Consider the following 26,557-nt stretch of genomic DNA (forward strand, 5'->3'; position numbering starts at 1 on the left):
CCTTCTCAAACCTGAACGCGATGTGGGAAAGTCTGCGTCAAGTCCGGGCGATATTCGCGCATGAACGGGTCTGGCGCCACCCGGAGCGACGGATCGTAGACGATGTCGTAGCTGCCCTGTGGATTCACCCTTGCCACTCTTGGCCACAGATGCGTGTGGTTTGTCAGCCGGTCTATCTTCACCGCACCCTGCGGTGCATCGTACTCGACATCATAGAGAGCCGGCAGAAGCTGCTCAAGCCCGTCGCCACCGGCGCGCTGCAAAGCCGCCGCATAGAGATAAACCTGGAAATAAGCCGCTTCGGCCGGCGCGGTTGGCAGCATCTGTAGGCCGTATCGCCGTTGGTAAGCCGAGACGAAGGCACGGGCGCGGGGTGTATCCAGAGAGGCGAAGAAGGGGGCTGCGGTAATATGCCCCTCGGCCACCTCCGGTCGCATACGGATCACGTCCGCCTCGCTGGTCGATTGGCTTGCGATCGGCATCGTCGCCGCATCGAATCCGGCCTCCTTGAACGCCGTGTAGAAGGGAATGATACCGTCGCCGACAATCGTCGAATAGATGACATCCGGCTTTGCCGCGCGAATATGCCGGATGATCTTGTCAACGTCCTCGGTTTTGAGGTTCAGGGGAACATACATCTCGTCCAGCACCTTTCCGCCCACCTGAAGAAACAGGTCACTGATCGTCCGGTTGGATTCATAAGGATAGACGTAGTTCGACCCCACAAGGAAAACCCGCTTTCCATAATGCTCGGCCAGGAAGTCGACGAGCTGGACGGAGTTCTGGTTGGGGGCTGCACCCGTATAGATGCAGTGACGGGAGTATTCGAACCCCTCGTAGAGCGTCGGGTAGAACAGCAGTGCATCACGGGCCTCGACGACGGGCAGAACGGCTTTGCGGGTGCTCGACATATGGCAACCGAAAACGACCCGGACCCGGTCTTCGTCGCAAAGCTTGACCGCGAGTTCCTTGTAGAGATTGGGCGTCGATTGCGGATCGTAGGCGATGGGTTCGATCGCCCGGCCGAGCACGCCGCCCGCCGCGTTGATCTCATCGATCGCCAGCAAGGTCGCCGCCTTTTGGGTTTTTTCCACGGCTCCGGTCACACCCGTTTCGGAGAACAGCACACCGACCCGCCAGTTTTCTGAATGCATAATCGCCCACCAAAAATAAAAAAGCTCCCGCCCGTTTCCGGTCGAGAGCTACCCTGCTCATGGATTATCAGCGGCCCGTTGAAGCCTGCCAAACTATGATGTCAGTTTCCGTGTCCGGAGACAATAGCGAACGAAAGGCCATGCATGGCTATTCGCGTGCATCCTCAAGCAGCATCGCAGCACCTTTCATCGCGATCATCGCCGTCGGCGTATTGGTGTTGCAGGAGGTGATCGTCGGCATGATCGACGCATGACCGATGCAGTCGCCTGGAACGATGACGCCTCCACGAAATTTACCGCGGAGAGGTCGGCCTCTTCCAATCGTTTCGACGACCGGGCGGTGGCGCCCGATCCGACAGCTTCTATCGAAATCAATCTACCTTGCTCCGCTGATTGAAGAACGTCATATCCAATCGTGCACCGAATCACGTTGAGCCGGCACTACCTATCCTGAACCGTTCCATCCTCGCCAGTTGTGCCCTTCGACGCGCCCAACACGGAAGCGCTCATACAACTCCTTTTGCTGGATAGCCTTCAACAATCGAGAGGCGGCCGTCATTGGGTCGTTCTCGAAGAGCCATCGCCTATACAAGTTCACGTGCTATAAGTTTGCATTGTCAGCGAAAAAGAAAAGAACTCGCTGGCGTAAGCGCTCGCCTTGAATTTTTACATGGAGATTGCATGCTCTCGCAGCCGCAGCCTTTATACGAACAAATCAAACTCCATGTGCTAGAACGAATCGCGGATGGCACATTCCGCCCCGGCGCGAAAATACCAAGCGAAAACCAGCTTGCCGCCGAGTTGGGATCATCTCGATTGACCGCCCATCGCGCGCTCCGTGAGCTGACCGTCAGCGGTGTGCTGCAGAGGATTGCCGGCGTTGGAACGTTTGTTGCTCCGCCCAGGGCTTCGTCTACTTTCGTGCTATTGCACAACATTGCGGACGACATACGAAACCGCGGAGAAGTTCTGTCGATTCGCGTGCACGCCGTCGAGCAGACAAGTGTCGCGCCCGACATTGCGCAGCGAATGGGAACAAGAGCTCGGGTTCCCGTCTTCCACTCGCTTATCGTCTACTGTGCAAACGGCAGCCCGGTGCAACTAGAAGACCGATTTGTATCTCCTGGCTTCGCTCCCGGCTATCTCAGCCAGAACTTCACCAGTTATTCCACGACAGATTATCTTCAGTCGATCGCGCTTCCAACGCGCACGGAGAACGAAATCCAGGCCGTCCTTCCAACCGCCAAAGAAGCACAGCTTCTGGAACTCAACGAGAGCGATCCTTGCCTTGTTGTCACGAGAAAGACTTGGGTCGGTGATGATGTCACAACATTCACACGTTTCATCCATCCGGGGACCCGCCATACTTTCATCACTCGAGATAGCCGCTGATGACCGGCGCGAAGGCGGAAGCTTTGATCTTGGAATGAGCGCTACTGGCCATCCAAATCCAAGGATCGGTGCATCGACTGGGGGGACCTGGCGTCCGTGGTAGCGCATTTGATCCAGCCTGTGGCGCGTCTTTAAACGGCCCCATCCTCCAATCGCACATTTAATGTGCAATGCAGCATAAAGACTAAAAACTGGTCTTGCCGGGTTGCGCGCCCCTCACTTTTATGTAACCTATATATACAGGTACATATAGGTATGGTGAGCCAGGTTGATCACTTTCGAAAATGTGACGAAGCGCTATCACGGCGATGTTGTTGCGGTGAACGAACTGTCGTTCACGGCGCCGACCGGTAAATTGACGGTGCTTGTCGGGCCGTCCGGATGCGGCAAGACGACATCGCTGCGCATGATCAATCGTCTCGTGGCTCCGAGCTCGGGAACGATCCGGCTGGGCGACGAGCCGACATCGCGGATGGACGAAGCGGTGCTTCGTCGTCGGATCGGCTATGTCATTCAGCATGCCGGCCTCTTCCCGCACCGGACGATCATCGACAATGTCGCGACGACCGCCCGTCTGAACGGCACGCCGAAAAAGCAGGCTCGCGCGATTGCGCTGGAACTGCTCGAGCGTGTCGGTCTCTCGCAGGGCTTTGCGGATCGCTACCCCTGGCAGCTTTCGGGAGGGCAGCAGCAGCGCGTCGGCGTGGCGCGCGCCTTGGCGTCCAATCCCAAGTTCATGCTGATGGACGAGCCCTTCAGCGCGGTCGATCCCATCGTCCGCACACAGCTTCAGGACGAGTTCCTGCGTCTTCAGCGAGAAATGGGCAAGACCATCATCATGGTCACCCATGATATCGACGAGGCGCTGAAGCTCGGCGACCAGGTCGCCGTCCTGCGCGTCGGCGGCGAGCTCGCGCAGATCGCGACGCCGCAGGAGCTGCTGACGAAACCGGCCGATGCCTTCGTCGCCAATTTCGTCGGCCGCGACCGAGGCTATCGTTTCCTGGGTTTCGTCGGCGCCAATGGACGGCTGGCTGTCAAGACCGAGCCGACCGTGCGCCTCGGCGATGCGCCGGAAGCAGCGCGAGGTGCCACCAAGGATCGGTGGCTGCTTGTCACCAACGAGCGCGGAGAGCCCCTTGGCTGGACGGAACCGGCAAACCTGCAGGGGCCGATCCGGATGGGCGACCTCAATCTCAGCGGCACGCTCGCTTCGGCTGACGGCTCGCTACGACAGCTTCTCGACGCGGCTTTGAGCTCGCCCAGCCGCCGCGGTGTCGTCGTCGACGACAAGGGCCAGCTGATGGGCTCCGTCGGGGTTGCGGATCTGGTTGTGCTGCTCGACGGATCTGAAGATCCGGCGGCTCCGGTGAAGGGAGCGGACCATGCGATTTGACTGGCTGCTGCGTGAGTCCGGGAACATTGCCAACCTGTTCTGGTGGCATGTCGGTCTTTCCGTCATTCCCGTCATCGCCGCCCTCATCCTTTCGCTGCCGCTTGGATGGCTGGCGCATAAGAGCGGGCTGTTCAAATCGGCGATCCTTGGCATTGCCGGTCTGCTCTACACCATCCCGTCGCTCGCGCTTTTCGTTCTTCTGCCTCTGGTGCTCCACACGAAGATCCTCGATCCGCTCAACGTGGTCGTGGCGCTGACGGTCTACTCCCTTGCCCTGCTTGTCCGCACCGTCAGCGACGGCCTTGGCGCCGTGCCCCCGGATACGCTGCAGGCCGCGACCGCCATGGGGTATCGGTCTTTACAGCGGTTTTTCCTGGTCGAGCTGCCGATCGCCGTGCCTGTCATCGCCGCGGGTCTGCGCGTGGCGCTCGTCTCCAATGTCAGTATCGTTTCCGTCGCGGCATTGATCGGGACGCCGCAGCTCGGGCTGCTGTTCACGCAAGGTCTTCAGCTTCGGTTCGTCACGCCGCTGGTCGCCGGCATCGTGCTCTGCCTGCTGCTTGCCGTTGTCCTCGACGGTCTCGTCATCGTGCTCAATCGTTGGCTGACACCCTGGTGGCCGAGAAAGGTATGAGGTCATGATCGAATGGTTTCTCAATCCAGCGCAGTGGCAAGGTTCGGAGGGCATCCTGAATCTTTTGATCCAGCACCTGCAATATAGCTTCATCTCGCTTCTGATCGCGGCGCTCATCGGCCTGCCTGCCGGTCTCTATGTCGGGCATACCGGCAAGGGGACATTCCTGATTGCCGGTCTTGCGAACGCCACGCGCGCCTTGCCGAGCCTCGGCCTGATTGTGCTGCTGGTCATCCTCGTCGGGCCGTACTTCAAATCGGACCTGGCCTATCTGATGCCGAGCATCGCTGTCCTGGTGCTGATTGCGGTGCCGCCGATCATGATGGGCGCCTATTCCGGGATCACTTCGGTGGATCCGGCGGCCGTTGATGCAGCCAGGGGCATGGGATACCGACCGCTCGCCTTGCTGCTCACTGTCGAGCTTCCCTGTGCATTGCCGCTGATCTTTTCGGGCTTCCGCAGTGCGGCCTTGCAGGTGATTTCGACAGCGACAATCGCCGCCTACGTCTCGCTTGGTGGCCTTGGCCGGCTCATCATCGATGGCCGCGCCCAAAACGACTACGTGCAGATGGCCGCTGGCGCCGTTCTCGTGGGTGTTCTCGCCCTGATCGTCGACCTGTTCTTCGGCCTCGCATCCAGGATCGCAGTCTCGCCCGGCTTGACGCGCCGGACTGTGAAAGGCGTCGCCATCCGGCGCCAGCTTGCAAACGAAAAACACCGGAACAGCTAGGAAGAACGATGATGATAAAGCGAAACATGCTTGCAATCGGCGCTATTGCCATTTCTGCCCTTCTTGCGGTCGCTCCGCTGGCGCGCGCCGAAGACCCCTTATCCTCGAGCACGCCACGCTCGGATGCGGATACGATCATCGTCGGATCCGCGGACTTCCCGGAAAGCCAGCTTCTTGCCAAGATCTATGCCCTGGCGCTCGCTGCCAAGGGCATGAAGGTGGACACGAAGCTCAATATCGGCAGCCGCGAAGTCTACATGCCGGCGCTGCTCGACGGCTCGATCGATCTTCTTCCCGAATATGCCGGCGCGACGCTGAGCTACCTCGACAAGAGCGCGACCGCGCATGCCCCGAAGGATGTCGTCGAGGCGCTCGGCAAGGTGCTGCCGAAGGGCGTGTCGATGCTGACCGCATCCGATGCCCAGGATTCGGATGTGCTTGCCGTCACCGAAGAAACCGCCAAGAAATACTCCCTGACATCGATCGAGGATCTGAAGCCGGTTGCCGGGGAACTCATCCTCGGCGGTCCGCCGGAATGGAAGACGCGCAAGGAAGGCGTCGTCGGGCTGAAGGACGTCTATGGCCTGGTATTCAAGGATTTCAAAACCCTTGACGTGGCGGGTCCGCTGACCCTTTCGGCTCTGATCAACGGACAGGTTCATGCCGCTGATATGACCTCGACCGATCCGGCGATGAAGGCGAGCAAGCTCGTCGCGCTGAAGGATACGAAGAACCTGTTCCCGGCGCAGAATATCCTGCCGATCATCGCCACTAGCAAGGTCAGCGACAAGGTCACCGCGACGCTCAATGCCGTCTCCGCCGCGCTGACGACCGAGGACCTGATCGAGATGAACGGCCGCCTCGCCAATCAGGAAAGCTTCGACACCGTTGCCGGCGATTGGCTGGCGAAGAACAAGCTGAATTAATCGATATCACGGCGGCCGAGCCATGTTCGGCCGCCGGCACCTGAATAAAGGGAAGTAGAGAGGCCGCTTGTCTCCAGACGGGGAAGGCTGGCGCCCGTCCAAGGGAGGGCGGAAATGCCACACAGTAACAAACGTTCACAGAACTTCGCACCCGTTCGGCTCGGCGCGTCGCCGACCACGATCCAGGATATCGCGGACATCGCCGCCGGAGCAAGAGTGACCCTTTGCCCCGATGCAGTAGACGGCATGAGCAAAGTTCAGAATCTTCTGCTCCAAGCCATTGAGGCAAACAGGCCGATATATGGCCTGACGACGGGAGTCGGCGACCTCTACACCGTGAAGCTTCAGCCCGAGGATATTTCCCGTGCGCAGCTCAATATGCTACTCAGCCACGCGAGCGGCATGGGCACGCCGCTTGATCCGCCGGCCGTGCGCGCCATCATGGCGACGATGATCAAGGCGCTCTTGCAGGGCTGCAGCGGCGTCAGCGCCGGGCTTGTCGAGACCATGAGCGAGATGCTCAACCGCGGCGTCATTCCCTGGTCGCCTGCGAAAGGTTCGGTCGGCTATCTGATCGCCACCTCGCATATCGGTCTCGTCATTTTCGGCGAGGGACGCGCCTGGTACGAAGGCGAGCTGCTTTCGGGATGCGAGGCGATGACCCGCGCCGGCATTGCCATCAAGGCGCCCGGTCCGCGCGAAGGGCATGCGCTGATCAGCGGCACCTATGAAATTACCGGCATCGGTGCACTCGCCGTCCATCAGGCCGAGCAACTGGTCGCGATCGCCGATATCGCCGGCGCCATGAGCCTGGAAGCGCTGAAGGGCAACAGCCGGGGCTATGACGAACGCCTGCAGCGGATGCGGCCGCACCCCGGACAGGTCGCGACGGCAAGCCGGCTGCGAAGCCTGCTGTCGGATAGCGAGGTACTGGCGAAGCATCGCGATCATCGCCTTCAGGATGCGCTCAGCCTGCGCTGCATTCCGCAGGTTCATGGCGGCGTACGCGACGCGCTCGCCTATTGCCGCGATGTCCTGACCATCGAGATCAATTCGGTCACTGACAATCCGGTTTTCGTCATCGAAGACGAGGAGCTCGTGCCCTTGCCCGGCGGCAACGGCCATGGTGCGCCGACGGCGCTCGCGCTGGATGTGCTGGCGATCGCCATTGCCCATGTCAGCACCATGTCGCAGGCAAGGTCCGACCGCCTGACCAACGGCCATATCAGCGAGCTGCCGCCTTTCCTCATGGGCGCGAGCGGCGCCAATTCCGGCTTCATGATCCCACCCTATGCGGCGGCGGCCATCGCCGGCGACAATCGCAGCCTTGCGGCACCGGCTTCGGTCCATACGGTGACCACCTGTGCCAGCCAGGAAGACCATGTGAGCATGGGCGTCTCCGCGGCAATGCAGGCGCGCACAGCGGCCGATAATCTCGCTGATATCCTGACGATCGAGCTCATCTGTGCCGCCCAGGGGCTGGAATTTCACCGGCCTTTGCGGCCGGGGAGGGGTACGGGTGCGGCCTATGACGCGATCCGGCAGGTCGTTCCGCCGCGCGACAGCGACCGCGCCATGTATCCGGAATTGCGGGCCGTCCGCGATCTTATCGACAACGGCACTATCGCCGGGGCCGTCGACCGTGCCCTCGCAGTCAACGTTTAAGAGCTTGGAGACTTCCGTGACCGAAGCAACGCGGGCCGTACGGCCGCTCGATGGAATAAAGGTGCTGGATCTGGCGCGCGTGCTTGCGGGGCCCTTATGCTCCGCCATGCTCGGCGATCTCGGCGCAACGGTGACTAAGATCGAAATCCCCGATCATGGCGATGATTCCCGCGCCTTCTCCCCGCATGTCGGCGGCGAGAGCAGCTATTTCATGCTGGTCAATCGCGGCAAGAAGAGCGTCACGCTCGATCTGAAGTCGGATGAGGGCCGCGAACTGCTGGTCGGATTGATCAAGCAGGCCGATATTCTCGTCGAGAATTTCAGGCCGGGCGTGACGGCGCGTTTGGGCATCGACTACGAGGCCGTAAAAGCGCTCAATCCGCGCCTCATCTATGTCAGCATTTCCGGCTTCGGCCAGGATGGGCCGCTTGCCCACCGTGCCGCCTACGATCACGTCGTCCAGGCGATGGGCGGCATCATGACCGTCACCGGTTGGCCGGATGGGCCGCCGACCCGCGTGGGCGATGCGATCGGCGATGTTGTCGCCGGCATCTACGGCTCCTGGGGCACGCTTGCGGCGCTACTTCAGCGCGATCGCACCGGCAAGGGCCAGCATGTCGACGTCGCCATGCTCGATTCCATCATGTCCCTGCAGATGGTCTCACTGTCGCAGATCACAGGCGGCAAGGGCGCACCTGGCCGCGTCGGCAACGCGCATCCGATCAGTGCGCCGATGGATTCCTATCAGGCTGCCGATGGCTATGTGGTCATCGCCGTTGCCAACGACGCGCTCTTTGCCCGACTGGCGCGCGCGCTCGGCAATCCGGGCCTGACCGCGGATCCCCGCTTCAAGACGGATTCGGATCGGCAAGGCCACCAGGAGGAGCTGCGAGCCATCATCGAGGCTTGGACGCGCTCCCGCTCGTTTGAGGAGGTGACGCAGCTCCTCGATGAGGCGGGCGTCCCGGCCGCGCCGATCTACGATCTCGCCCAGGCGCTCGCCACGCCGCATGCGCAGCACCGACAGCTGTTGCATACCGTGCAGCATCGCAACGCCGGCGAATTCCAGGTCATGCCGCAGCCGGTCCGCTTCAGCGGCATTGCCTCGGGCGGAGATTATGCAGCGCCGACCCTGGGTCAACATACGGATGCAGTCTTGAGCGATGAGCTGGGGCTGGATGGCCCTGATATCGAAAATCTCCGGTTGCGGGGAGTCATCTGATCATGGTGCAGGAAATGAACGACAAGACCCGCATTCGGCCGAAGGTCGCCATCCTCGGTGCGGGCACGATGGGTGCCGGCATCGCCGGCGTATTTGCAGAACAAGGCTATCCCGTCGCCATTTATTCCCGCAGCGCGGAGACACTCGACAAGGCGCGGAGCCGGATCGTCGCCATCGCTGGCGAAGCGGCCGTCACGTACACGACCTCGATGGAGGATTGCGTTGCCGGCGCCGGCATCGTCAGTGAGAATCTCGCGGAAGACGTTACGCTGAAGCAGCGCGTCTTCGGCGAGATCGAAGCCATGGCGCCGGTCGATTGCCTTTTGACGACTAATACTTCCAGCGTTCCGATCACCCTGATCGCGGCGGGGCTTGGCCGGCCGGAGCGGGTCGTCGGCATTCACTGGTTCAATCCGCCGGCCGTCATGCCGCTTGTCGAAATCGTGCGCGGCGAGAAAACGTCGGATGAGGTTGTCCAACGCGCCCGCGAACTCTGCGCGGATATCGGCAAGGAAGTGATCGAGGTGAAGACCGATATAGCGGGCTTCGTCGTCAACCGGCTGCAATATGCGATCCTGCGAGAAGCACTTCACCTCGTCGAAGTGGGTGCCGCCTCGATTGAGGATGTCGACCGGGCGGTCGAAACGACGCTTGCGCCACGCTGGTCTGCGGCGGGGCCGCTGCGGCTGATGGATCTGGCCGGTCTCGACACAGTCGAGAAAGTGTCGAGTATTCTGATGCCGGCACTGGATCGCAACGAAGCCATACCCTCCCTGGTTAGCCGGCTGTGTGAGGAGGGGGCTTTCGGAACGAAGAGTGGTCGCGGCTTTTACGACTGGACGGCTGAAGAGATCGCGGCTGCAATCGCGCGCCGCGACGATACCGTCCGCCTGCTGACGGAAAGGCGCAAGCCATGACATCATCTCTCGTCAAAACCGAGAAGCAAGACGGCTTCGCGCGCGTCATCCTCGACCGTCCGGCCAAGCGAAACGCGCTCAATATCGAGATGCTGACCGGGCTTGTCGATGCGCTACGCGATTGCCAGGCGGACCCTGGGGTGCGGGCGATCGTCATCAGCGGCAGCGAGCGTGGCTTTGCCGCCGGCGCCGATATCGGATCGCTCGCCGCTGCCAGTTCCATCGAGCTTTATACCAGCGGCTTCAGCGAGAAATGGGACGAGGTGGCGGCCATTACCAAGCCGCTCATCGCCGCGATTTCAAGCCATGCCCTTGGCGGTGGTCTTGAGCTGGCGCTGATCTGCGATATCGTCGTCGCCGATCGCACAGCGGTGCTCGGCCTTCCGGAAACCACGATCGGCACCATACCCGGCGCCGGCGGAACCCAGCGCCTGGTGCGCGCCGTCGGTAAATCCATGGCGATGGAGATGGTTCTGGCCGGGCGCAAGCTTGACGCGGAAGAGGCAAGGGCCTGCGGCCTGGTCAGCAGCATCGCCGCCGATGGCCAGACGGTGGAGGCGCATGCCTGCGCGATCGCCGAACGGATCGCGAGGGCGGCACCGCTTGCCGTGGCGATGGCCAAGGCCGCGGTGCTCGAAAGCTTCGAAACGCCGCTGTCCGCCGGCATCCGATACGAACGCTCGCTTTCGGCCCTGATTGCGGCAAGCGACGACCGGGCGGAGGGGATGCGTGCCTTTGCCGCGAAGGAACGGCCGCAGTTCAAGGGACGATAAGCCGTGGAGACGCCGCGCGGGCAGGATAACCACATAAGCGGTCCAGCTCCGGCAGGAAGCTTGCGAACCTACAAGGACGTCAAACAATTTATTCTCGCCTGCATCCGCAGCGGGAAATGGCCGCCGCACCACCGTGTGCCGTCCGAAAATGAACTTGTGGTATCATATGGTGTCAGCAAGACCACCGCTGAGCGCGCGTTGTACGAACTTGCCGGCGAAGGCGTACTGTTGCGGATACCCGGGACCGGTTCGTTCGTAGCCAAGCCAAAGGGCTTCCTGGCGGTCTTCGATAGGCTCGATATTGCTGATGATATTCGCCAGCGTGGAAAAATCCATACGGCCAATGTTATCACATTGTCTGAAAATCCAGCCAGTTTCGAGATCGGCAATGAACTCGGGGTTGAGGTCGGCTCCACCGTTTTTCATTCCGTGATCCTGCATCACAAAGACAACGTTCCGGTGCAGCTGGAAGATCGCTTCGTACTTCCGAGCGCCGTTCCTGCCTACCTCGCGCAGGATTTCACGGAGCGCACGCCTACTTCTTATCTCCTAGAGGCCGCGCAGGGTGCCAGAAACGAATATTCCATAAGAGCGGTTTCGCCAGAGGGATGGGAACAGACGCTCCTTGCGATCCTTCCGACCAAGCCGTGTTTGTCCATCCACGTGCGCCTCACTTCAAACCGGAATGTAGTCTCGGTTGCTCGCTTGGTTTCTCCGGCTGGTCGGTACCGACTTGAAGCGATCCGTTGACATGCCGCGCGAGCCTAACGACTAAGTTCCATAAGTAGGCGTTGTCCCACACGATTGAGATTGCGCTCGTCGCTTCAGATACATTCAAGAGCAACTAGAGGAACGAGAACGGGCGAGGGCGGTCCTAAAAGCGGCGGGCTGGTTGCGCTTCCCGAATTCATTAGCGAGATCGGCACCTTGTTGCCGATCGCGCCATCTGGCCGAACCTCATTGTAGTCTCTACGCCAATCCTCCATCTTTTCGCGGGCATCCGCAAGGGTCAGGCACCAGTGCTGGTTCAGGCATTCGGCTCCTGCTGCTCGGCGATCGCCATTTCACTGAACACCTCTGGCGCCTTGCAGCGGTTCAGGGCATCCTATGATGGCTGAAGATTGTGTTTATGGCAGTTGGAGGAAGGCCGATGCGCTGCTTCACCGTGCTTGGACCCTCGCAGACCGGAAAATCGACAGTCGTGGAAAAGCTCGGCTCCCTGGAGGGGACGCCGAGAAAATCCAGCTCCCCTTATGGATTGAACCTCATAGAATTCACCTTCGGAAACGAGGCGTGGTGTGCACTGGATGCGCCAGGACCCAACGAAGCGTTGGCGCACGCGCAGCACGCGCTTCTTGCCAGCGACGCCTGCATACTGTGCGTTTCATCGGCACCCGCGGAGGCTGTGCTCGCCGCGCCCTATCTGCGGATAGTCGAAGCCTCGGGGACGCCTTGCATCCTCTTCGTCAACCGGATGGACGAACCGCGAGGGCGGTTGAGGGACGTGATCGCCGCGCTTCAAGACTACGCCAACCACACCCTTTTGCTTCGCCAGATCCCGATCCGCGAGGGGGACAGGGTCATTGGCAGTTGCGATCTGATTTCGGAACGGGCGTGGCGATACCGGGAAGGCCAGACTTCGGCGCTGATCGCAATCCCCGAAAGCACTGCAGAACGCGAGCACGAAGCGCGCACCGAGCTCCTGGAACACCTGTCCGAATTTGATGACTGGCTTCTCGAGGAACTGATCGAGGACCGCGAGCCATCCAGTGATGCGCTCTATGCCATTTCATCACGGGTTCTAAGGGAAAATAGAATTATCCCGGTCCTGATCGGTGCTGCAATTCACGGCAACGGCATGATGAGGCTGATGAAGGCGCTTCGCCACGAGGCGCCGCCGGTAGGGGTTCTTCGGCAGCGTCTCGCTCATACGGGAATTGTCGATGAAGGCAAGCTGGTGGCCGTGAGCTTCCATGCCTATCATCGCCAGAATGTCGGCAAGACGGTGCTCGTGCGCGCACTTGGCGCGGGACTGCGGCAAGGCGCATCACTGGGCGGCTCCAGCCTCGGTGCCGTACAAAATCTCGCAAACGGGCGGTCCAATTTGGCGGTTCTGCCTGCGCCGGGGGATGTCTTCGCGACGGTCAAGTCCGACCACCTGCCCGTCCCCTCGCTGTTGGCCTCCGGTGCGGTGGTCGCCCCGCCTGAGTGGACGGAACCACCCACGCCGATGCTTGAACGGATCCTAATTCCGGGCAGCGAGCGCGATGAAAACAAACTTTCCGAAACGCTGGCGAAACTTTCCGAGACGGATCGCGGTCTGGAAGTCTTGCACGAGGAAGGCACGGGCGCTCAACTCGTCCGCGCCCAGGGGCCGGTGCATCTGCGTGATCTCTGCCGAACGCTGTCCGATGTCTTTCATATCTCCGTGACCGACCGAACGCCCAGCCCAATCTACCGCGAGACGATCACGAAACCATTGGAGGTTCATTACCGCCATCGCAAACAGACCGGCGGTGCCGGGCAATTCGCGGATGTGAAGTTGAGCATTCACCCCAACGAGCGCGGCCAGGGCTTCACCTTTGGCGAAACCATCAAGGGCGGCGCCGTTCCGCGCAATTACATCCCTGCCGTCGAAGCGGGCGCGCGCGAAGCGATGGAGAAAGGACCGCTAGGCTTCGAAGTCATCGATGTCGGCGTAACGCTGTTAGATGGTCAGCACCATACCGTCGACAGTTCGGAACACGCCTTCCGGACTGCGTCGAAAATGGGGGTGCGACAGGCGCTTTCCGAAGGATCGACCGTGTTGATGCAGCCGGTCTTCCGCTGCGAGTTCCACATCCCGTCGGTCTATTCAGGCAGCCTTGTCCAGATCGTCTCCGCTCTCAACGGTCAGGTCCTCGGCTTCGATCGTGATGAAACCGCCAAGGGATGGGACATCTTCCGGGCGCTCGTTCCGGGTGGCGCACTTAACGATCTGGCGCGGGCGCTGCGCTCGGCGACGCAGGGCATTGGTTATTTTTTCAAGACCTTCGATCACTTCGAGGAACTATATGGCAAGGAAGCGGACGCCATTGTGAGGGCAAACGAGAAACCAGGCACCGCACACTAAAACGTTCGCGCCACTTCATGCTCGTTCACAGAGCCGGGCTCACGCCCGCCCTTACGTGCCTGGAACGTTTGCAGTGGTAGTAGCACAGGCCCGCGGTTGGGGCTTGCTTCGGGGATGATGTGCTGGGTACTTGATCAGTTCGCCGATGGCGATCATGTGGAAGTCGACCACCAGTATGCGGGCTCAAGTCGTTTGGCAAATCAACCGCGTTGCCGATTGCCAGCAGGTGAAATCCGCCGTCGGCTGGTCCGTTTTTCTCGATGAGTTTCGCTTGATCCGGTTGCTGCGTGAATTCGATTTCAAATCAGTATTTGCTCACCTGGTAATGCGTGCCTAAGGTTCGCTTCCTTTCAACTGCAATGCATTTCTTCCGTTTGTTAGAAGCTGGTCGGCTTGGGGGTGCTACACAAATTTGCTTTCGCTTCCCTCCTGATCAGGTACCCATCCGTTGAGGATCAGCCAGCTCCGTTCCGGTGACCGCCGCGGAAGCTTCAGCAGCGCCTGCGTGGCCTCTCGCCTACCTCATGCCGCAATCTGGCATGCTACCTACTTTTGGTTTCTCGTTTCAATCAGCCGCCATGTGGATTTCAAGTGGTCGCGCCTTGACTTTCAATCGGTCATGATCGTTGTTTCAAACAGTCATTAAAGGAATGTAGCTGTGGCGCTGTATCCAAGACTCGTTGAGCAACGTGTTGCCGACGCCATGTCAGACACGCGAGTCGTACTGATCGTCGGTCCCCGACAATCAGGAAAAACAACGTTGGCCAAGAAGATGGCCAACAAGGGGATGGAGTATTACACGCTGGACAATGCGACGACCCTGGACGCAGCGCGACAGGATCCAGTTGGCTTTGTAAGAGGCATGGATCGCGCCATCATCGATGAAATTCAACGCGCTCCCGAGCTGTTGTTGGCCATCAAGGAAAGCGTGGATACCGACCAGCGCCCAGGGCGTTTCCTCCTGACCGGTTCAGCCAATCTAATGACGTTGCCACGCGTGGCAGACTCGCTCGCAGGGCGCATGGAGGTCGTACGATTGCTACCGCTTGCGCAAAGCGAGATCAGGACAGCCGACAGCAGCTTCCTGCGCGACGCCTTTCAAAACGAAGCCAAGGCCGGAGAACCAATCGTCGGAGACGACCTGATGGCGGCGGTTCTGGCCGGTGGATATCCCGAGGCATTGGGCCGCAAAACCCTGAGCCGCAGACAGGACTGGTATGCGGATTATATCCAGGCGATCGTTCAACGCGACGTTCGCGATGTCGCGCAAGTCGAGCAGATTGCTCAAATGCCGCGCCTGCTACGCATTCTGGCACAGCATTCGGGACAGCTCGTGAGCTATTCCGGAATTGGCGCGGCCATCGGTATGAACCACATCACAACGCAAAAATATGTCGGCATCTTCGAGAGCCTGTTCCTCGCTCGAACCGTGCAGCCTTGGTTTTCCAACAAACTGAAACGCCTGACCAAAACACCGAAAATACATTTCCTCGGTTCTGGTCTGCTCGCGTCTCTTCGGGACCTCTCTCTCGACCGCCTGCGCGACGACAGGGGTCAGTTCGGAGCGTTGCTGGAGACTTTCGTGTTTGGGGAGATCCTAAAACTCGCCAGCGGCGGGCATAGCCGCTTCGAGTTTTCGCATTTTCGTGACAAGCAGCAGAACGAAGTCGATATCGTCATCGAAGACAGAGGAGGGAGGGTTGTCGGTATCGAGATAAAAGCGGCAGCGTCTGTCTCGAGTTCCGATTTTTCCGGATTGCGAATTTTGGCCGAGGCATGTGGAGAACAATTTGTTTCGGGCATTGTCTTGTACGATCATAACAAGGTGATTCCATTCGGCGAACGCCTATCCGCCGTGCCAATTTCGGCGTTGTGGCATTAGCGCCTGGGAATTTCGCTTCAGTCTCCAGACCCGAGGATTCCTGAAAGTTCGACGGTCTCGATGAAAATGGGCCCCAGGTTCGATTCCCTTCAAGCCGGCCATGTGGCCTACGAAGACATCGCCTCACTGCACCTCGTTGACATAGCGGTGGTTGGCGGTGGTTGCCCGGTGAGCTGAAATCAAAACCGGTACAGCCATCTGGTCATAGGCCACTTCGTCGATCGTTAGGACCGCTGCTGGCCGGTTCAGGTCCAGCCAATGGACATCGCACTCGGCCGCAAGGTCGGCGCCGATCTGCTCGCGTATGGCCGAGATGCGGATTCCATAATTTTCCAGCAGATGCAGGTAGAAGAGCTGAGGGATTTCCTCTGGCCGTTCCGGGAAGTCGGGGACCCGTTCGCGCGAAAGCGTCAGCGTCTCGTGCATGATCGGGCGTTCGTCGACGTAACGCACACGGTGGAAGCTGACGATCGGCGATCCTTCGTCGATCTGAAGTTTTCCCGCATCGGCTGCGGAAGCAAAGCTCCTGTCGAGCGAAGTCACCTTCGTGACCGATTTGCTGAGTGAACCATCCAGCCCGTGCAGTCGAAAATACTGAAAAAAAAGGCGCAGGCTGTGCTGCGGTTTGCGGCCGGTCACGACTGTGCCGGTCTTGCGACGGCGGCTGACAAGGCCGTCATTGGTCAGATCCATCAGCGCCCGCCGGATGGTGCCGACGGCCACGCCGTAGGTTTGCGACAGCGCCACTTCGCTCGGCAGAACCGAACCCGGTTCCAGTTTACCGAGCATGATCGCTTCGGTGATCTGTCGTTTGACCACTTCATAGAGCGGCAACGACAGTTCCGTCAGCTTGACCACTCCTGATGAATTGTTGGGCAGTTCCGGCAATGATTTGCCTCTTCTTTGGAGTTGACTCAGGGTCTCGATCTACGCAGTATTACTATATAGTTTATATAAAAGCGCAAGCTGGGAGGCTGGCGCGACGGGTACCGAGGGCACTGCCATGAACATGCCGCAGCCAGCTTCTTCGCAACAGATCCTTGGACCTGCCATGGCAGCGATCGAGCGGGATGTCGAGGTTGCTGTCGATGATCTGGCCCGGATGATCGAAGTTGACACCTCATTCCCACCGGGACTGGGCTATGACGCTTTTGCCGATCTGATGGCTGAACTCCTTTCGCCCTTGGGGTTTGAATTCGAGCGGGTCGTCGTGCCGCGTGATCTTTGGTACGTGGCCGGTGGACCGGCATCCGGCGAGCGGACCAACCTTATTGCCACCCGCGATACGGGAAAGCCCGTCTGCGGTCTTTATTATCATGTCGACACGGTCCCGGCCGCGCCTGGCTGGGCACGCAATCCTTTGAAACTGACGGTCGAGGGTGACGATCTGTTCGGGCTCGGCGCAGCGGACATGAAAGGCACGATCGCAGCAACCCTGCTGGCGTTGCGGTCTGCCAAAAAATGCGGTCTGCCTCTCTATTACGATCCGATGCTGCTCCTCTGCACCGATGAGGAAGGGGGCCTATATCCCGGCATTCGCTATCTGGCGGAGCAGGGCATATTGAAAGGCCATATCGTCAATTTCAACGGGTCCGCGGCGCCGCGCATCTGGGCGGGCTGCTTCGGCGTCTTCCATCTGCAGTTGACGATTAGGGGCCACGCCGTTCATGCGGGCGAAGGCAATCGCACCGGCGCCGGCATCAATGCTATCGAAGGCGCCTTACCTTTGCTCAATGCCTTGATGGCATTGAAGCCGGACGTGGCCAGCCGGGCATCCGCACTGACGCCACCGCCGCACGCGTCAGGTCCGCTGCGACCGCAGCTTTCAATTTCGGCCGTGAACGGCGGCACTGCCGGCGGCCAGGTCCCGGCCGAGATCAAGATTCTCGTGAGCCGGCGTTACGCTCCGGAAGAAAGCTATGAGAATGCGCGCGCCGAGATCGAAAGCCTGATCCACGACAGCGTTGCGGGCACAGGGCTGGGGCTCGAAATGGACCTTGTCGGCCACCTCATCCCGACGGACGATCCGGAAGGTCCCCATTGGCCGCGCTGGCAAAAGGCGCTGTCGCTGGGCTTCGGCTACAAGCCGGAAGACTTTCAAAAATGGGGCGCCGCAAGCTGCTCCGACTTCGGCTACGTGCAGAAGTCCGGCTTTGCGCGGGAAGTGCTGCTGGGCGGGCTCGGCCGGCCGGAAAGCTGCATCCACAGTCCCGAAGAGCATACTACCCGCCGGGACATCATCGCCTTGGCGAAAAGCATACTGGCCTATCTCGCGGCGGACTTTGCCGACGACTCCATTCCTGAAACCCGCGCCTGAACCATAAGGGAACCGAAAAATGCTGGAAATCAAACGTCGCTTCTTCCTCGCCGGCACCGCCGCCTTCTTTGCTGCACCGGCGCTTGGTCTGGCGCAGACCGCAAAGCCGGCAAGGGGCGGCACGCTGCGCATCTCGGTCGATCAAGCAGCAAGCGTCATCCATCCGCTCCTGACCCGCGTCAACCCGGAATACCTGGTCACCGAACTGCTCTACAGCAACCTGACGCGGCTGAAGGTCGACATGTCGGTGGAGCCGGATCTGGCTGAGAGCTGGAGCGCCAACGACGCGTTGACCGAATGGACATTCAAGCTGCGCAAGGACGTTACCTTCCACGACGGTTCCGCCTTCACCGCCAAGGATGTCGTCGCCACCTTCAAGGCGATCCTCGATCCGGCAACGGCATCGCCCGGCCGCAACAATGTCGGCCCGATCGCCGATATCGTCGCTGTCGATGATTCAACCGTGCTGTTCAAGCTGTCGGGCGCCTATGCCGACCTTCCGGTCGCCATGGCCTATACCAGCGCCCGCATCATCCCGGCATCGATCGCCACCGGCGATCTGAAGAGCCTGTCCAGCAAAGCTGTCGGCACCGGTCCGTTCAAGCTCGTGTCCTACGAGCCGGACCGCCTGATCGTCGTCGAGCGCAACCCGACTTACTACGATCCGGCCCGTCCCTATGTCGACCGTATCGAAGTGCAGGTGTTCCCGGATACCTCGGCGGAAAGCTCTGCGCTGCTCGCCGGCGACATCGACATCGTCTCGACCATCCAGCCGCCGGAATTCATGCGCGTCGATGGCAATGACGGCATCACCACGCTCCGCACCCCGTCCGGCCAGTTCTGCAACATCAACTTCGGCTGCGACACGGCGCCGTTCAACGATGCACGCGTGCGCCGGGCGATTGCGCTCACCGTCGATCGCGAGGCCATGGTCGGTTTCGTCACCGAAGGTTTCGGCACCATCGGCAACGACACGCCGCTCAACCCGTCCTACCGTTTCTTCAAGGATGTCAAGCAGCGCGAGAAGAACATCGAGGAAGCCAAGAAGCTGCTGGCGGAAGCAGGTTTCCCCAAGGGCCTCGAAGCAACGCTGGTCGCCTCCGACCGTCCGGCCGTGCGCACCCAGCTCGCCGTGGCGCTGAAGGAGATGGCCAAGGAGGCCGGCATCACCATCAACGTGCAGACCATGCCGCATGCGACCTATCTCGACCAGGTCTGGAAGAAGGGCAGCTTCTATGTCGGCTTCTACAACATGCAGCCGACCCCGGATGGCATCTTCAAGTTGCTCTACACGTCGGACGCCTCCTGGAATGAGACGCGTTGGAACAACAAGGCTTTCGATGCTCTGGTCGCAGAAGCCCGCGGCACGATCGATGCGGAGAAGCGCACCGCCCTCTACACGAAGGCGCAGGAAATCATGAACGACGAAGTGCCCTCAATCATTCCGTCCTTCTTCGACGTGCTGGCTGCGAAGCGCAGCTGGGTCGAAGGGTTCGAAGCGCATCCGCGCGCCTCGGTTTTCCGTCTCGACTACGCCTCGTTGACCGACAAGGCGCCCAAGCGCGGCTGATCCGTCAATATCGCCGGGCGCCTGACATGGCGTCCGGCCCTCTTGTCCCAAGGAACATGCTCCTGTCTCCGAACTACATAGCCAAGCGGCTGGTGATGATCGTCTACACGCTGTTAGTCGTATCGCTCATCGTCTTCGCCATCACTCAGATCCTGCCGGCCGATGCTGCAGTCATGATGCTGGGCGAGAACGCCACACAGAATGCGCTCGACGCGCTGCGCCAGACCATGGGTCTGGACCAGCCGGTCTGGCAGCAATATCTCACTTGGATCTGGCATGTCCTGCAGGGCGACCTCGGCACCTCGCTGCGCACCGGTCAGCCCGTCGGCCCGGTTATGTTCGAAGCGCTTGGCCGCTCGCTTCTGCTAGCAGTGCTTTCCATCGGCCTGATGCTGGTGCTTGCGATTCCACTCGGCATCATCGCCGCGGTCCGCCGCGGCAAGATTGCTGATATGGTCGTCAGTCTGATCTCCTATGCCGGTGTCGCTCTGCCGGAATTCGTGACGGCGACAATCGCCGTTCTCGTCTTTGCCGACTGGATGAAGTGGTTGCCGCCGACCGGCTACGTGCCGCTGACGGAAAATTTCCCCGATGGCCTCGCCCATCTCGTGCTGCCGGTCTGCGTCATCTCGATCATCCTGATAGCCCACGTTTCGCGCATGGTGCGCTCCGAACTCGTCGATGTGCTGCATACCGACTATATCCGCGCCGCTCGGCTGAAGGGTATGTCGCGCGGACATGTGCTGCGCCGTCATGCGCTGCGCAACGCCCTTTTGCCGACCATCACCATCGTCGCACTCGACGTCGGTTATCTGCTCGGCGGCGTCATCGTGGTGGAGGAAATCTTCGCCATTCCCGGTATCGGCCGCCAGCTGATCGTCGCCATCCAGGCGCGCGACCTGCCGGCCATCCAGGCCGGGGTGCTGATCATGGCCGCCACCTATTCAATCGTCAATTTCATTGCCGACATCCTCTATGCCTGGCTCGACAAGAGGATCCAGTATGACTGAGTTCTTGAAACGTCTCCTGAAGACGCCGCAGGGCGCCATAGGTCTGTTCCTCGTCGCGCTTGTGTTGCTGATCGTCGTGTTCGGACCGCTGATCGCCCCGCATGATCCGGAAGCGATCTCACCGCTCGCCCGCTACAAAAGCCCAAGTGCCGCCTATTGGCTCGGCACCGACCAGTATGGCCGCGACATCTTCAGCCGCCTCCTGATCGGCGCCCGCGCAACGGTCGTCATGGCGGTTCTCGCCACCATCGGCGGCACGCTGGTCGGCGCTCTGATCGGCACCGCGTCCGCCTTTTTCGGCGGACGTGCCGACGAGTTCATCATGCGCACCATCGATGCCGTGATGTCGATCCCGAGCCTCCTGTTTGCGCTTCTGGTTGTGAACCTGCTCGGTTCCAGCACCGTCAACGCGCTGGTGGCAGTCGCCATCGCCTTTGCTCCGGGCATGGCCCGCATTACCCGCAGCGTGGCGCTTTCGGTTCGCAAGCAGGACTATGTCAACGCGGCGATCGCCCGTGGCGAAAGCTCGGGTTACATCATCCGTCGCGAAATGCTGCCCAACGTGATTGCGCCGATCATCGTCGAGATGACCATCCGCGTGTCGTTTGCGGTGATGCTTTTTGCGACGCTCAGCTTCCTCGGTCTCGGTGCCCAGCCGCCGGCTGCCGAATGGGGCCTGATGGTCTCGGAGGCGCGCCGTTACATGCATCTCTCCGCCGGCATCCTGATATGGCCGAGTGCTGCGATCGCCATCGTCGCCGTCGGCTTCAATCTTCTGGGCGACGGTCTTCGCGATGCCCTCAATCCGCGAACCTGAGGCAACGACCATGACGACAAAACCAGAAACTCCGGTTCTCGCGATCGAAAATTACTCATTGGATTATGACACGGCCTCCGGCGTCTTCCATGCGCTCAAGAACATCGACCTCTCTGTCCACCGAGGCGAGATCCTCGGCCTGGTCGGGGAATCCGGTTCCGGCAAGACCTCGCTTGCCTGGTCGATCATGCGCTATCTGCCCAAGAACGCCCGCGAACCGGGCGGCCGCATACTGCTGAGCGGCGAGAACCTGCTTGAAAAGACCGATGCCCAGATCGAGACCTTTCGCGGCCGGCGCATCAGCATGGTGTTCCAGGATCCGAGCACGTCGCTCAACCCGACCCTGTCGCTCGGCACCCAGCTCGCCGAGGTGCTGGTCCGTCACCGCGGGCTGACACGGCAGCAGGCCTGGAAGGAAGGCGAGGCGATGCTGGACCGCGTCGGTCTGAAGACACCGGCCGCGATGATGAACCGCATGCCGCACGAGGCATCGGGCGGCGAGAAGCAGCGCGTCGTCATCGCATCGGCGTTCGCGTGCAATCCCGAATGCATCATCTTCGACGAACCGACGACGGCGCTCGACGTCATCACCTCATGCCAGATCCTCGACCTGTTCGTGGAACTGCAGGCCGAGACGGGCGTCGCCTCGCTCTACATTTCCCACGATCTAGCGCTGGTATCGCGCACGGCCAGCCGCGTCGCGGTCATCCGTCGCGGCGAAATCGTCGAGCAGGGCGCGGTGCGCGATATCTTTGCCAATCCGCAGCAGGATTATACCCGCGAACTGATCGCGGCGGTTCCCGATCCGGCCCGCAGGCTGGTCGGCGACATCGTCGTTGAAACCGACAAGCCGCTGGTGCGTGTCGAAAACGTCAGCGTCCATTATGGCCGCAAGCCGTTTCTGGCAGCGCTGACCGGCCGCGCCACCGAACGCGTTGCCGGCAACAATGCCATCAGCCTTAGCATCAATCCGGGGGAAATTCTCGGCGTCGTTGGTGAATCCGGCTCCGGTAAATCGACCCTGGCGAAGGCGATGACCGGTCTCAACCGCTTCGAGGGCAAGATCTGGTTCGACGGTCGCGAGATCAGGAACCTTGGCGACATGGACAATGCCTATCGCAAGGACGTGCAGATCATCTTCCAGCATCCCGACGCCTCGCTCAATCCCCGCCAGAAGATCAGCGAGATCCTGTCGCGGCCGCTAAAGCTGTTCGGGGACGCGTCTCATCTCGACCAGAAGGTCGCCGACATGCTGGAGCAGGTGCGCCTGCCGCGCAACCATGCCCAGCGGTATCCGCATCAGCTGTCGGGTGGCGAGAAACAGCGCGTGGCGATCGCCCGTGCGTTTGCTTCCAAGCCGAAATTGGTGATCTGCGACGAGATCACTTCCGCGCTCGACGTATCGGTGCAGGCGTCCATCGTCCAACTGCTCCTGGAGCTGCAGAAGGCCAGTGGCACCGCCTACCTGTTCATTACCCACGACCTCAACCTTATCCGACAGATCGCCCACCGGATCGCCGTTATGTATCGCGGCAATCTCGTCGAGATCGCACCGGCCGCAGACATCGATAGCCAGGATCGGGCCGAATATACCCGCCGCCTGATCGAGGCGGTGCCGCGGGCGGCCGGCCAATACCTATGACAATGCATCAAGGAGTATGACAATGGACCCGAAATCCCTGGTGGATCGGATCGACGAAAAGGCCTGCCTCGATTTCCTATCGAAGATGGTCCAGCACAAGAGCCATTCGGAAACCGATGGCGAGCGTGACCTTGCGCGCTACATGGCCGGCGAACTGGAAAAGATCGGGGTCGAAGCCGAACTGCAGCCATTCGACGAAGGCCGCCGCTTCAACACGATCGGACGCCTCAGGGGCACCGGCGGCGGCAAGAGCCTGCTGTTCAACGGCCATCTCGACACCAATCCGGTCACCGAAGGCTGGACGGTCGATCCTTATGCCGGCCTCGTCGATGACAAATTCATCTACGGCATCGGCGTGTCGAACATGAAGGCCGGCGATGCTGCCTATTTCTGCGCGGTCAAGACGCTGCTCGATGCCGGCGTCAAGCTCAAGGGTGACGTTATCCTGACCTTCGTGGTCGGCGAACTGCAGGGCGGTGTCGGCACGCTTGCGGCGATCAGACACGGCGTCAAGGCGGACTATTTTATCAACAGCGAACCGAGCGATCTCGTCGCCGTCACCATGCATGCGGCAGCTCTCAGCTATGTCATCGAGCTGACCGGCGACACGCGCCATCTCTCCAAGCGCGAGGAATCCGTCGATGCGATCGCCGCGGCTTGCGACATCATCCCGCGCATCAACGCCATGACCTTCAGCGGCGCCAGGAGCGACGTGCACCGGTCGATCAACCGCGGCCATGTCGGCGTCGTCCACGGTGCTCTCGGGCGCAGTCTCGAAGAATGGCGTCCGCCGCAGGTCGCAGATTTCGTCCGCCTCAAGGGCTCGTGCCGTTATGCGCCTGGGCAGACCCAGGAGGGCGTGCTGGCCGATCTTGAAAAGGAACTGGCGGCCCTCGAAGGCCGCTTCCCCGGCCTCAAGGCAAAGCTGGTTCCGGAATTGATCGAGGGTCGCCCGCTGATGCCGCCCTTCGAGGTCTCGCCGACATCGCGCATCGTCAAATCCATCAACGCGGCCTATGAAGCCGTGCGCGGCGAAAAACAGCCGACCGGCGCGATCACGCCGACCCGCTTCTACGGTACTGATGCCGGCCATCTCTACAAGGAACTCGGCATGGAAGGTATCGTCTGTGGCCCCGGCGGCCGTTACAACACCATGCCAGACGAGCGTGTCGACATCGTCGACTATCTCGACATGATCCGCGTCTACATGCTGACCATCCTCGATATCTGCGAGGTTGCCTGACCATGTTCTCCCGGGCGGAATTCGATCGCCGTATCGCATGCGCCCGGAATGCCATGGCATCCGCCGGCGTCGATCTGCTGCTCGTCGATAGCGGCGAGCTGCTGGCTTGGCTGACCGGCTACACCGTCTCCGAAACCATGTACCGGGCCGCCTTTTTGCCGCGCGAGGGTTTGCAAGCTCTTCAGTCTGGCAAGACAGGGCATTTTGTTGTCGCACCTGCAACACCGATGACCTTCCAAACGTATCAAGGACTACTGAACCGAATTGAACTAGGGAACTTCAACGTACTCCCATGAACGATCAGTCAAAGATTGAGCATTTCATTGAGCGAATCGTGGCCGGCGCTTCACAAGCTCAGCTAGAAATCGAGTCCAAGGGACTCGACCTGAACAAAGTCGACATACATGGTCGAACACCGCTCATGGTCTCGGCAGCTGAAGGTTTGCTTGCAGCGGTTGAGACGCTAGTGCGGAACGGTGCATCAGTACACGCGATTGGTCATGGTGAAATGACGGCACTGCACGAGGCATCTGCGAATGGCGAAGCAGCCGTTGCAAACTACCTACTATCCCTTGGCGCGGACGTAAACGCCGAGACGGCCGATGGCGTGACCCCGCTGATGTCCGCGGCCGCCTGGGGAAACACCGAAGTTGCAAAGCTATTGTTGGAGAACCATGCGGACCTGACAAAGACCGATCGCACTGGTGCGACCGCCGCCGATATTGCACGCGAGAAGGGAGAGGACGATGCCGCGGACCTGATCAACTCATACTTGTCGCGGGGGAGTGCATAGTCTTCTGAAAGCACACTTGCCGCAAAGGGACTTGAGATTGCCCCGGGCAAGTTCGACTACCTGTTTGGTTGGGTCTCCAGTAACGCACGCAATGCGGCTCGCTCAGACCAACTCGCGCTTGAAATGAAGCGGCTGGCGTGCCGGACACTGCTGCAGGGAGACAAATGCTCTTGAAGCACTTGGCATTATCGGGGAAAGCCGAAGGGAACGTCGCGCGCACGTTCCCAAATCAGGACGGGAATTTCGAGGTGCGCGAGTACGCTCTAAGTTCTCGATGACGGCACGAGGCGGGCAAGGCCCGGCCGACACGCCATCACGCAAAGGTCAACAACAACTCACCTCCACCTTCGCAACAAGCCTGAACCGCGACGACTCGCGCCGAGCCCCCACTACGGCATCTGGTTCAATCAGCCGAGTTCCATAAATAAGGGATATGCCTCAAGGCGTCGCTAAGTCATTGAAGTTGATGCTATCGAGATGAACTGGTCCGCATCTCATCAAGGTGTTCGAACCTTTGGCAAACTTTGCCAAAATCGGTTATGTTGCCTTCAAATGAAGGTTATAGATGGCCACGATGAACGTATCTCTTCCAGGCCCGATGAAGGATTGGGTGGAGGCCCAGGCCAGGACCGGGCGATATTCTAATGCTAGCGACTACGTGCGCGACCTGATCCGACGCGACCAGACGCGAAACGACAAGATCGCCGCCATGCAAAGCTTCGTCGAGGCCGGGCTCCAAAGTGATGTCGGCATCCAATCAAAGGATGAACTCTTTGCTGAGGCGATAGCTCGTGCCAGCAAGTCATGAGTTTTAAGCTTTCTGCCGAAGCGGAAGAGGACATTATTGCGATCGCCGAGCAAGGTGTCCGTGTGTTCGGGGCAGGCCAGGCAAAGCGATACCACGATGAACTTTTCGCGTTATTTGATCTGATAGCTGTCAATCCATGCATCGCGCGCGAACGGGATGAGATTGATCCGCCTGTTAGAATTCATCCCTTCAAAGCGCATCTAGTCGTTTATCGGATCGAAGATGATGAGACAATTTTTGTACAACCCTGCTGCTGAAATTCGGCCCGAACTTCTTTCTCCAGAACTTTATCGGATTTGGGCATCTTAATCCTCACAAGTTGTTCGGCGTTTTTCGGATGTAGCTTCCTTGGACGAGCAGCCTCTCGCCCGCTGCCGTGAGCCGCGCAATCCGGCACCCGTTCGCTGAGGTAATGTTTGGCCGACCTGATCTTCCAACCGCTGCATCATCCTTAGCGCCGATTGTGTACGGCCGACTTGCATCGAGGCAACGCTGTGGACGAGAATGGATACAGGCTCCCAGACGATGCAGTGAACGGTCAAGCCTGCTTTTCG

At 60.3% G+C, this 26,557-nt stretch carries 25 protein-coding genes and 2 pseudogenes; 24 read left to right on the top strand and 3 right to left on the bottom strand.

Annotation, left to right across the window (positions count from 1 at the left end):
* Positions 1–5 precede the first annotated feature (5 nt).
* Positions 6–1,157 carry a transporter substrate-binding domain-containing protein gene (locus CUJ84_RS27470; RefSeq protein ID WP_105008797.1) on the bottom strand — a complete coding sequence of 384 codons (1,152 nt, stop codon included), beginning with the start codon at positions 1,155–1,157 and terminating at the stop codon, positions 6–8.
* Between the two features lie 56 nt (positions 1,158–1,213).
* On the opposite strand from CUJ84_RS27470, the gene CUJ84_RS38065 reads away from it, so the two are divergent.
* The 11 genes from CUJ84_RS38065 (at position 1,214) to CUJ84_RS27520 (ending at position 11,559) form a co-directional block, all read left to right on the top strand.
* Positions 1,214–1,408, top strand: coding sequence for a hypothetical protein (locus CUJ84_RS38065; protein ID WP_158686968.1), 195 nt, complete (start codon positions 1,214–1,216; stop codon positions 1,406–1,408).
* Positions 1,409–1,835: 427 nt separating this feature from the next.
* Positions 1,836–2,546: a UTRA domain-containing protein gene (locus CUJ84_RS27475; RefSeq protein WP_105008798.1), complete on the top strand. Its 711-nt coding sequence runs from the start codon at positions 1,836–1,838 to the stop codon at positions 2,544–2,546.
* Between the two features lie 268 nt (positions 2,547–2,814).
* Positions 2,815–3,942 (top strand): ABC transporter ATP-binding protein, encoded by a 1,128-nt coding sequence (locus CUJ84_RS27480; protein WP_105008799.1) that lies wholly within the window; start codon positions 2,815–2,817, stop codon positions 3,940–3,942.
* Complete coding sequence (locus tag CUJ84_RS27485) at positions 3,932–4,576, top strand: ABC transporter permease (protein ID WP_105008800.1); 645 nt, start codon at positions 3,932–3,934, stop codon at positions 4,574–4,576. Before CUJ84_RS27480 ends, CUJ84_RS27485 begins: the two co-directional genes overlap by 11 nt.
* 4 nt (positions 4,577–4,580) lie before the next feature.
* A complete protein-coding gene (locus CUJ84_RS27490; RefSeq protein WP_105008801.1) occupies positions 4,581–5,306 on the top strand; it encodes an ABC transporter permease in 726 nt (241 codons plus the stop codon).
* Positions 5,307–5,317: 11 nt separating this feature from the next.
* Entirely contained in the window at positions 5,318–6,232 is a 915-nt protein-coding gene (locus CUJ84_RS27495) for an ABC transporter substrate-binding protein (RefSeq protein WP_027687021.1), read from the top strand.
* Between the two features lie 114 nt (positions 6,233–6,346).
* A complete protein-coding gene (locus CUJ84_RS27500) occupies positions 6,347–7,897 on the top strand; it encodes an HAL/PAL/TAL family ammonia-lyase (protein WP_105008802.1) in 1,551 nt (516 codons plus the stop codon).
* A complete protein-coding gene (locus CUJ84_RS27505) occupies positions 7,875–9,119 on the top strand; it encodes a CaiB/BaiF CoA transferase family protein (protein ID WP_245457573.1) in 1,245 nt (414 codons plus the stop codon). The genes CUJ84_RS27500 and CUJ84_RS27505 overlap by 23 nt, the downstream gene beginning before the upstream one ends.
* Before the next feature lie 2 nt (positions 9,120–9,121).
* Positions 9,122–10,036: a 3-hydroxyacyl-CoA dehydrogenase family protein gene (locus CUJ84_RS27510; RefSeq protein ID WP_105008804.1), complete on the top strand. Its 915-nt coding sequence runs from the start codon at positions 9,122–9,124 to the stop codon at positions 10,034–10,036.
* Positions 10,033–10,809: an enoyl-CoA hydratase-related protein gene (locus CUJ84_RS27515; RefSeq protein WP_105008805.1), complete on the top strand. Its 777-nt coding sequence runs from the start codon at positions 10,033–10,035 to the stop codon at positions 10,807–10,809. Before CUJ84_RS27510 ends, CUJ84_RS27515 begins: the two co-directional genes overlap by 4 nt.
* A 33-nt stretch (positions 10,810–10,842) precedes the next feature.
* Complete coding sequence (locus CUJ84_RS27520) at positions 10,843–11,559, top strand: UTRA domain-containing protein (protein ID WP_105009196.1); 717 nt, start codon at positions 10,843–10,845, stop codon at positions 11,557–11,559.
* Between the two features lie 74 nt (positions 11,560–11,633).
* On the opposite strand, the pseudogene CUJ84_RS27525 reads toward CUJ84_RS27520, so the two are convergent.
* Positions 11,634–11,849, bottom strand: a pseudogene (locus CUJ84_RS27525) (integrase core domain-containing protein); the annotation flags it as partial.
* Between the two features lie 110 nt (positions 11,850–11,959).
* Here CUJ84_RS27525 and CUJ84_RS27530 point away from each other — a divergent pair.
* The 3 genes from CUJ84_RS27530 (at position 11,960) to CUJ84_RS27535 (ending at position 15,803) form a co-directional block, all read left to right on the top strand.
* Positions 11,960–13,921 carry an elongation factor G gene (locus CUJ84_RS27530; RefSeq protein ID WP_105008806.1) on the top strand — a complete coding sequence of 654 codons (1,962 nt, stop codon included), beginning with the start codon at positions 11,960–11,962 and terminating at the stop codon, positions 13,919–13,921.
* 154 nt (positions 13,922–14,075) lie between these two features.
* Positions 14,076–14,258: a hypothetical protein gene (locus CUJ84_RS38070; protein WP_158686969.1), complete on the top strand. Its 183-nt coding sequence runs from the start codon at positions 14,076–14,078 to the stop codon at positions 14,256–14,258.
* A gap of 321 nt (positions 14,259–14,579) precedes the next feature.
* On the top strand, positions 14,580–15,803 hold the full coding sequence (locus CUJ84_RS27535) for an ATP-binding protein (protein WP_105008807.1): 1,224 nt from the start codon (positions 14,580–14,582) through the stop codon (positions 15,801–15,803).
* A 123-nt stretch (positions 15,804–15,926) separates the two neighbouring features.
* Here CUJ84_RS27535 and CUJ84_RS27540 read toward each other — a convergent pair whose 3' ends face one another.
* Positions 15,927–16,691, bottom strand: coding sequence for a GntR family transcriptional regulator (locus CUJ84_RS27540; protein ID WP_105008808.1), 765 nt, complete (start codon positions 16,689–16,691; stop codon positions 15,927–15,929).
* Positions 16,692–16,806: 115 nt separating this feature from the next.
* Here CUJ84_RS27540 and CUJ84_RS27545 point away from each other — a divergent pair, with 115 nt between their 5' ends.
* From CUJ84_RS27545 to CUJ84_RS27590, 10 genes and pseudogenes are all read left to right on the top strand, one after another.
* Positions 16,807–18,120 (top strand): M20 family metallopeptidase, encoded by a 1,314-nt coding sequence (locus CUJ84_RS27545; protein ID WP_105008809.1) that lies wholly within the window; start codon positions 16,807–16,809, stop codon positions 18,118–18,120.
* A 19-nt stretch (positions 18,121–18,139) separates the two neighbouring features.
* A complete protein-coding gene (locus CUJ84_RS27550) occupies positions 18,140–19,690 on the top strand; it encodes an ABC transporter substrate-binding protein (protein ID WP_105008810.1) in 1,551 nt (516 codons plus the stop codon).
* Between the two features lie 26 nt (positions 19,691–19,716).
* Positions 19,717–20,700 (top strand): ABC transporter permease, encoded by a 984-nt coding sequence (locus CUJ84_RS27555; protein ID WP_412034410.1) that lies wholly within the window; start codon positions 19,717–19,719, stop codon positions 20,698–20,700.
* Positions 20,693–21,517, top strand: a complete 825-nt coding sequence (locus CUJ84_RS27560; RefSeq protein ID WP_105008811.1) for an ABC transporter permease — start codon at positions 20,693–20,695, stop codon at positions 21,515–21,517. The genes CUJ84_RS27555 and CUJ84_RS27560 overlap by 8 nt, the downstream gene beginning before the upstream one ends.
* 10 nt (positions 21,518–21,527) lie before the next feature.
* Positions 21,528–23,159, top strand: a complete 1,632-nt coding sequence (locus CUJ84_RS27565; RefSeq protein WP_105008812.1) for a dipeptide ABC transporter ATP-binding protein — start codon at positions 21,528–21,530, stop codon at positions 23,157–23,159.
* A 22-nt stretch (positions 23,160–23,181) separates the two neighbouring features.
* A complete protein-coding gene (locus CUJ84_RS27570) occupies positions 23,182–24,402 on the top strand; it encodes a M20 family metallopeptidase (protein ID WP_105008813.1) in 1,221 nt (406 codons plus the stop codon).
* 2 nt (positions 24,403–24,404) lie between these two features.
* Positions 24,405–24,572 (top strand): annotated as a pseudogene (locus CUJ84_RS38420) (aminopeptidase P family N-terminal domain-containing protein); the annotation flags it as partial.
* Between the two features lie 122 nt (positions 24,573–24,694).
* Positions 24,695–25,195, top strand: a complete 501-nt coding sequence (locus tag CUJ84_RS27580; RefSeq protein ID WP_105008815.1) for an ankyrin repeat domain-containing protein — start codon at positions 24,695–24,697, stop codon at positions 25,193–25,195.
* Positions 25,196–25,760: 565 nt separating this feature from the next.
* Positions 25,761–26,003 carry a type II toxin-antitoxin system ParD family antitoxin gene (locus CUJ84_RS27585; protein WP_105008816.1) on the top strand — a complete coding sequence of 81 codons (243 nt, stop codon included), beginning with the start codon at positions 25,761–25,763 and terminating at the stop codon, positions 26,001–26,003.
* Positions 26,000–26,260 (top strand): type II toxin-antitoxin system RelE/ParE family toxin, encoded by a 261-nt coding sequence (locus CUJ84_RS27590; protein ID WP_105008817.1) that lies wholly within the window; start codon positions 26,000–26,002, stop codon positions 26,258–26,260. Before CUJ84_RS27585 ends, CUJ84_RS27590 begins: the two co-directional genes overlap by 4 nt.
* Positions 26,261–26,557: the final 297 nt, after the last annotated feature.

This window comes from Rhizobium leguminosarum (genome assembly GCF_002953715.1).
Classification (GTDB): Bacteria; Pseudomonadota; Alphaproteobacteria; order Rhizobiales; family Rhizobiaceae; genus Rhizobium; species Rhizobium leguminosarum_V.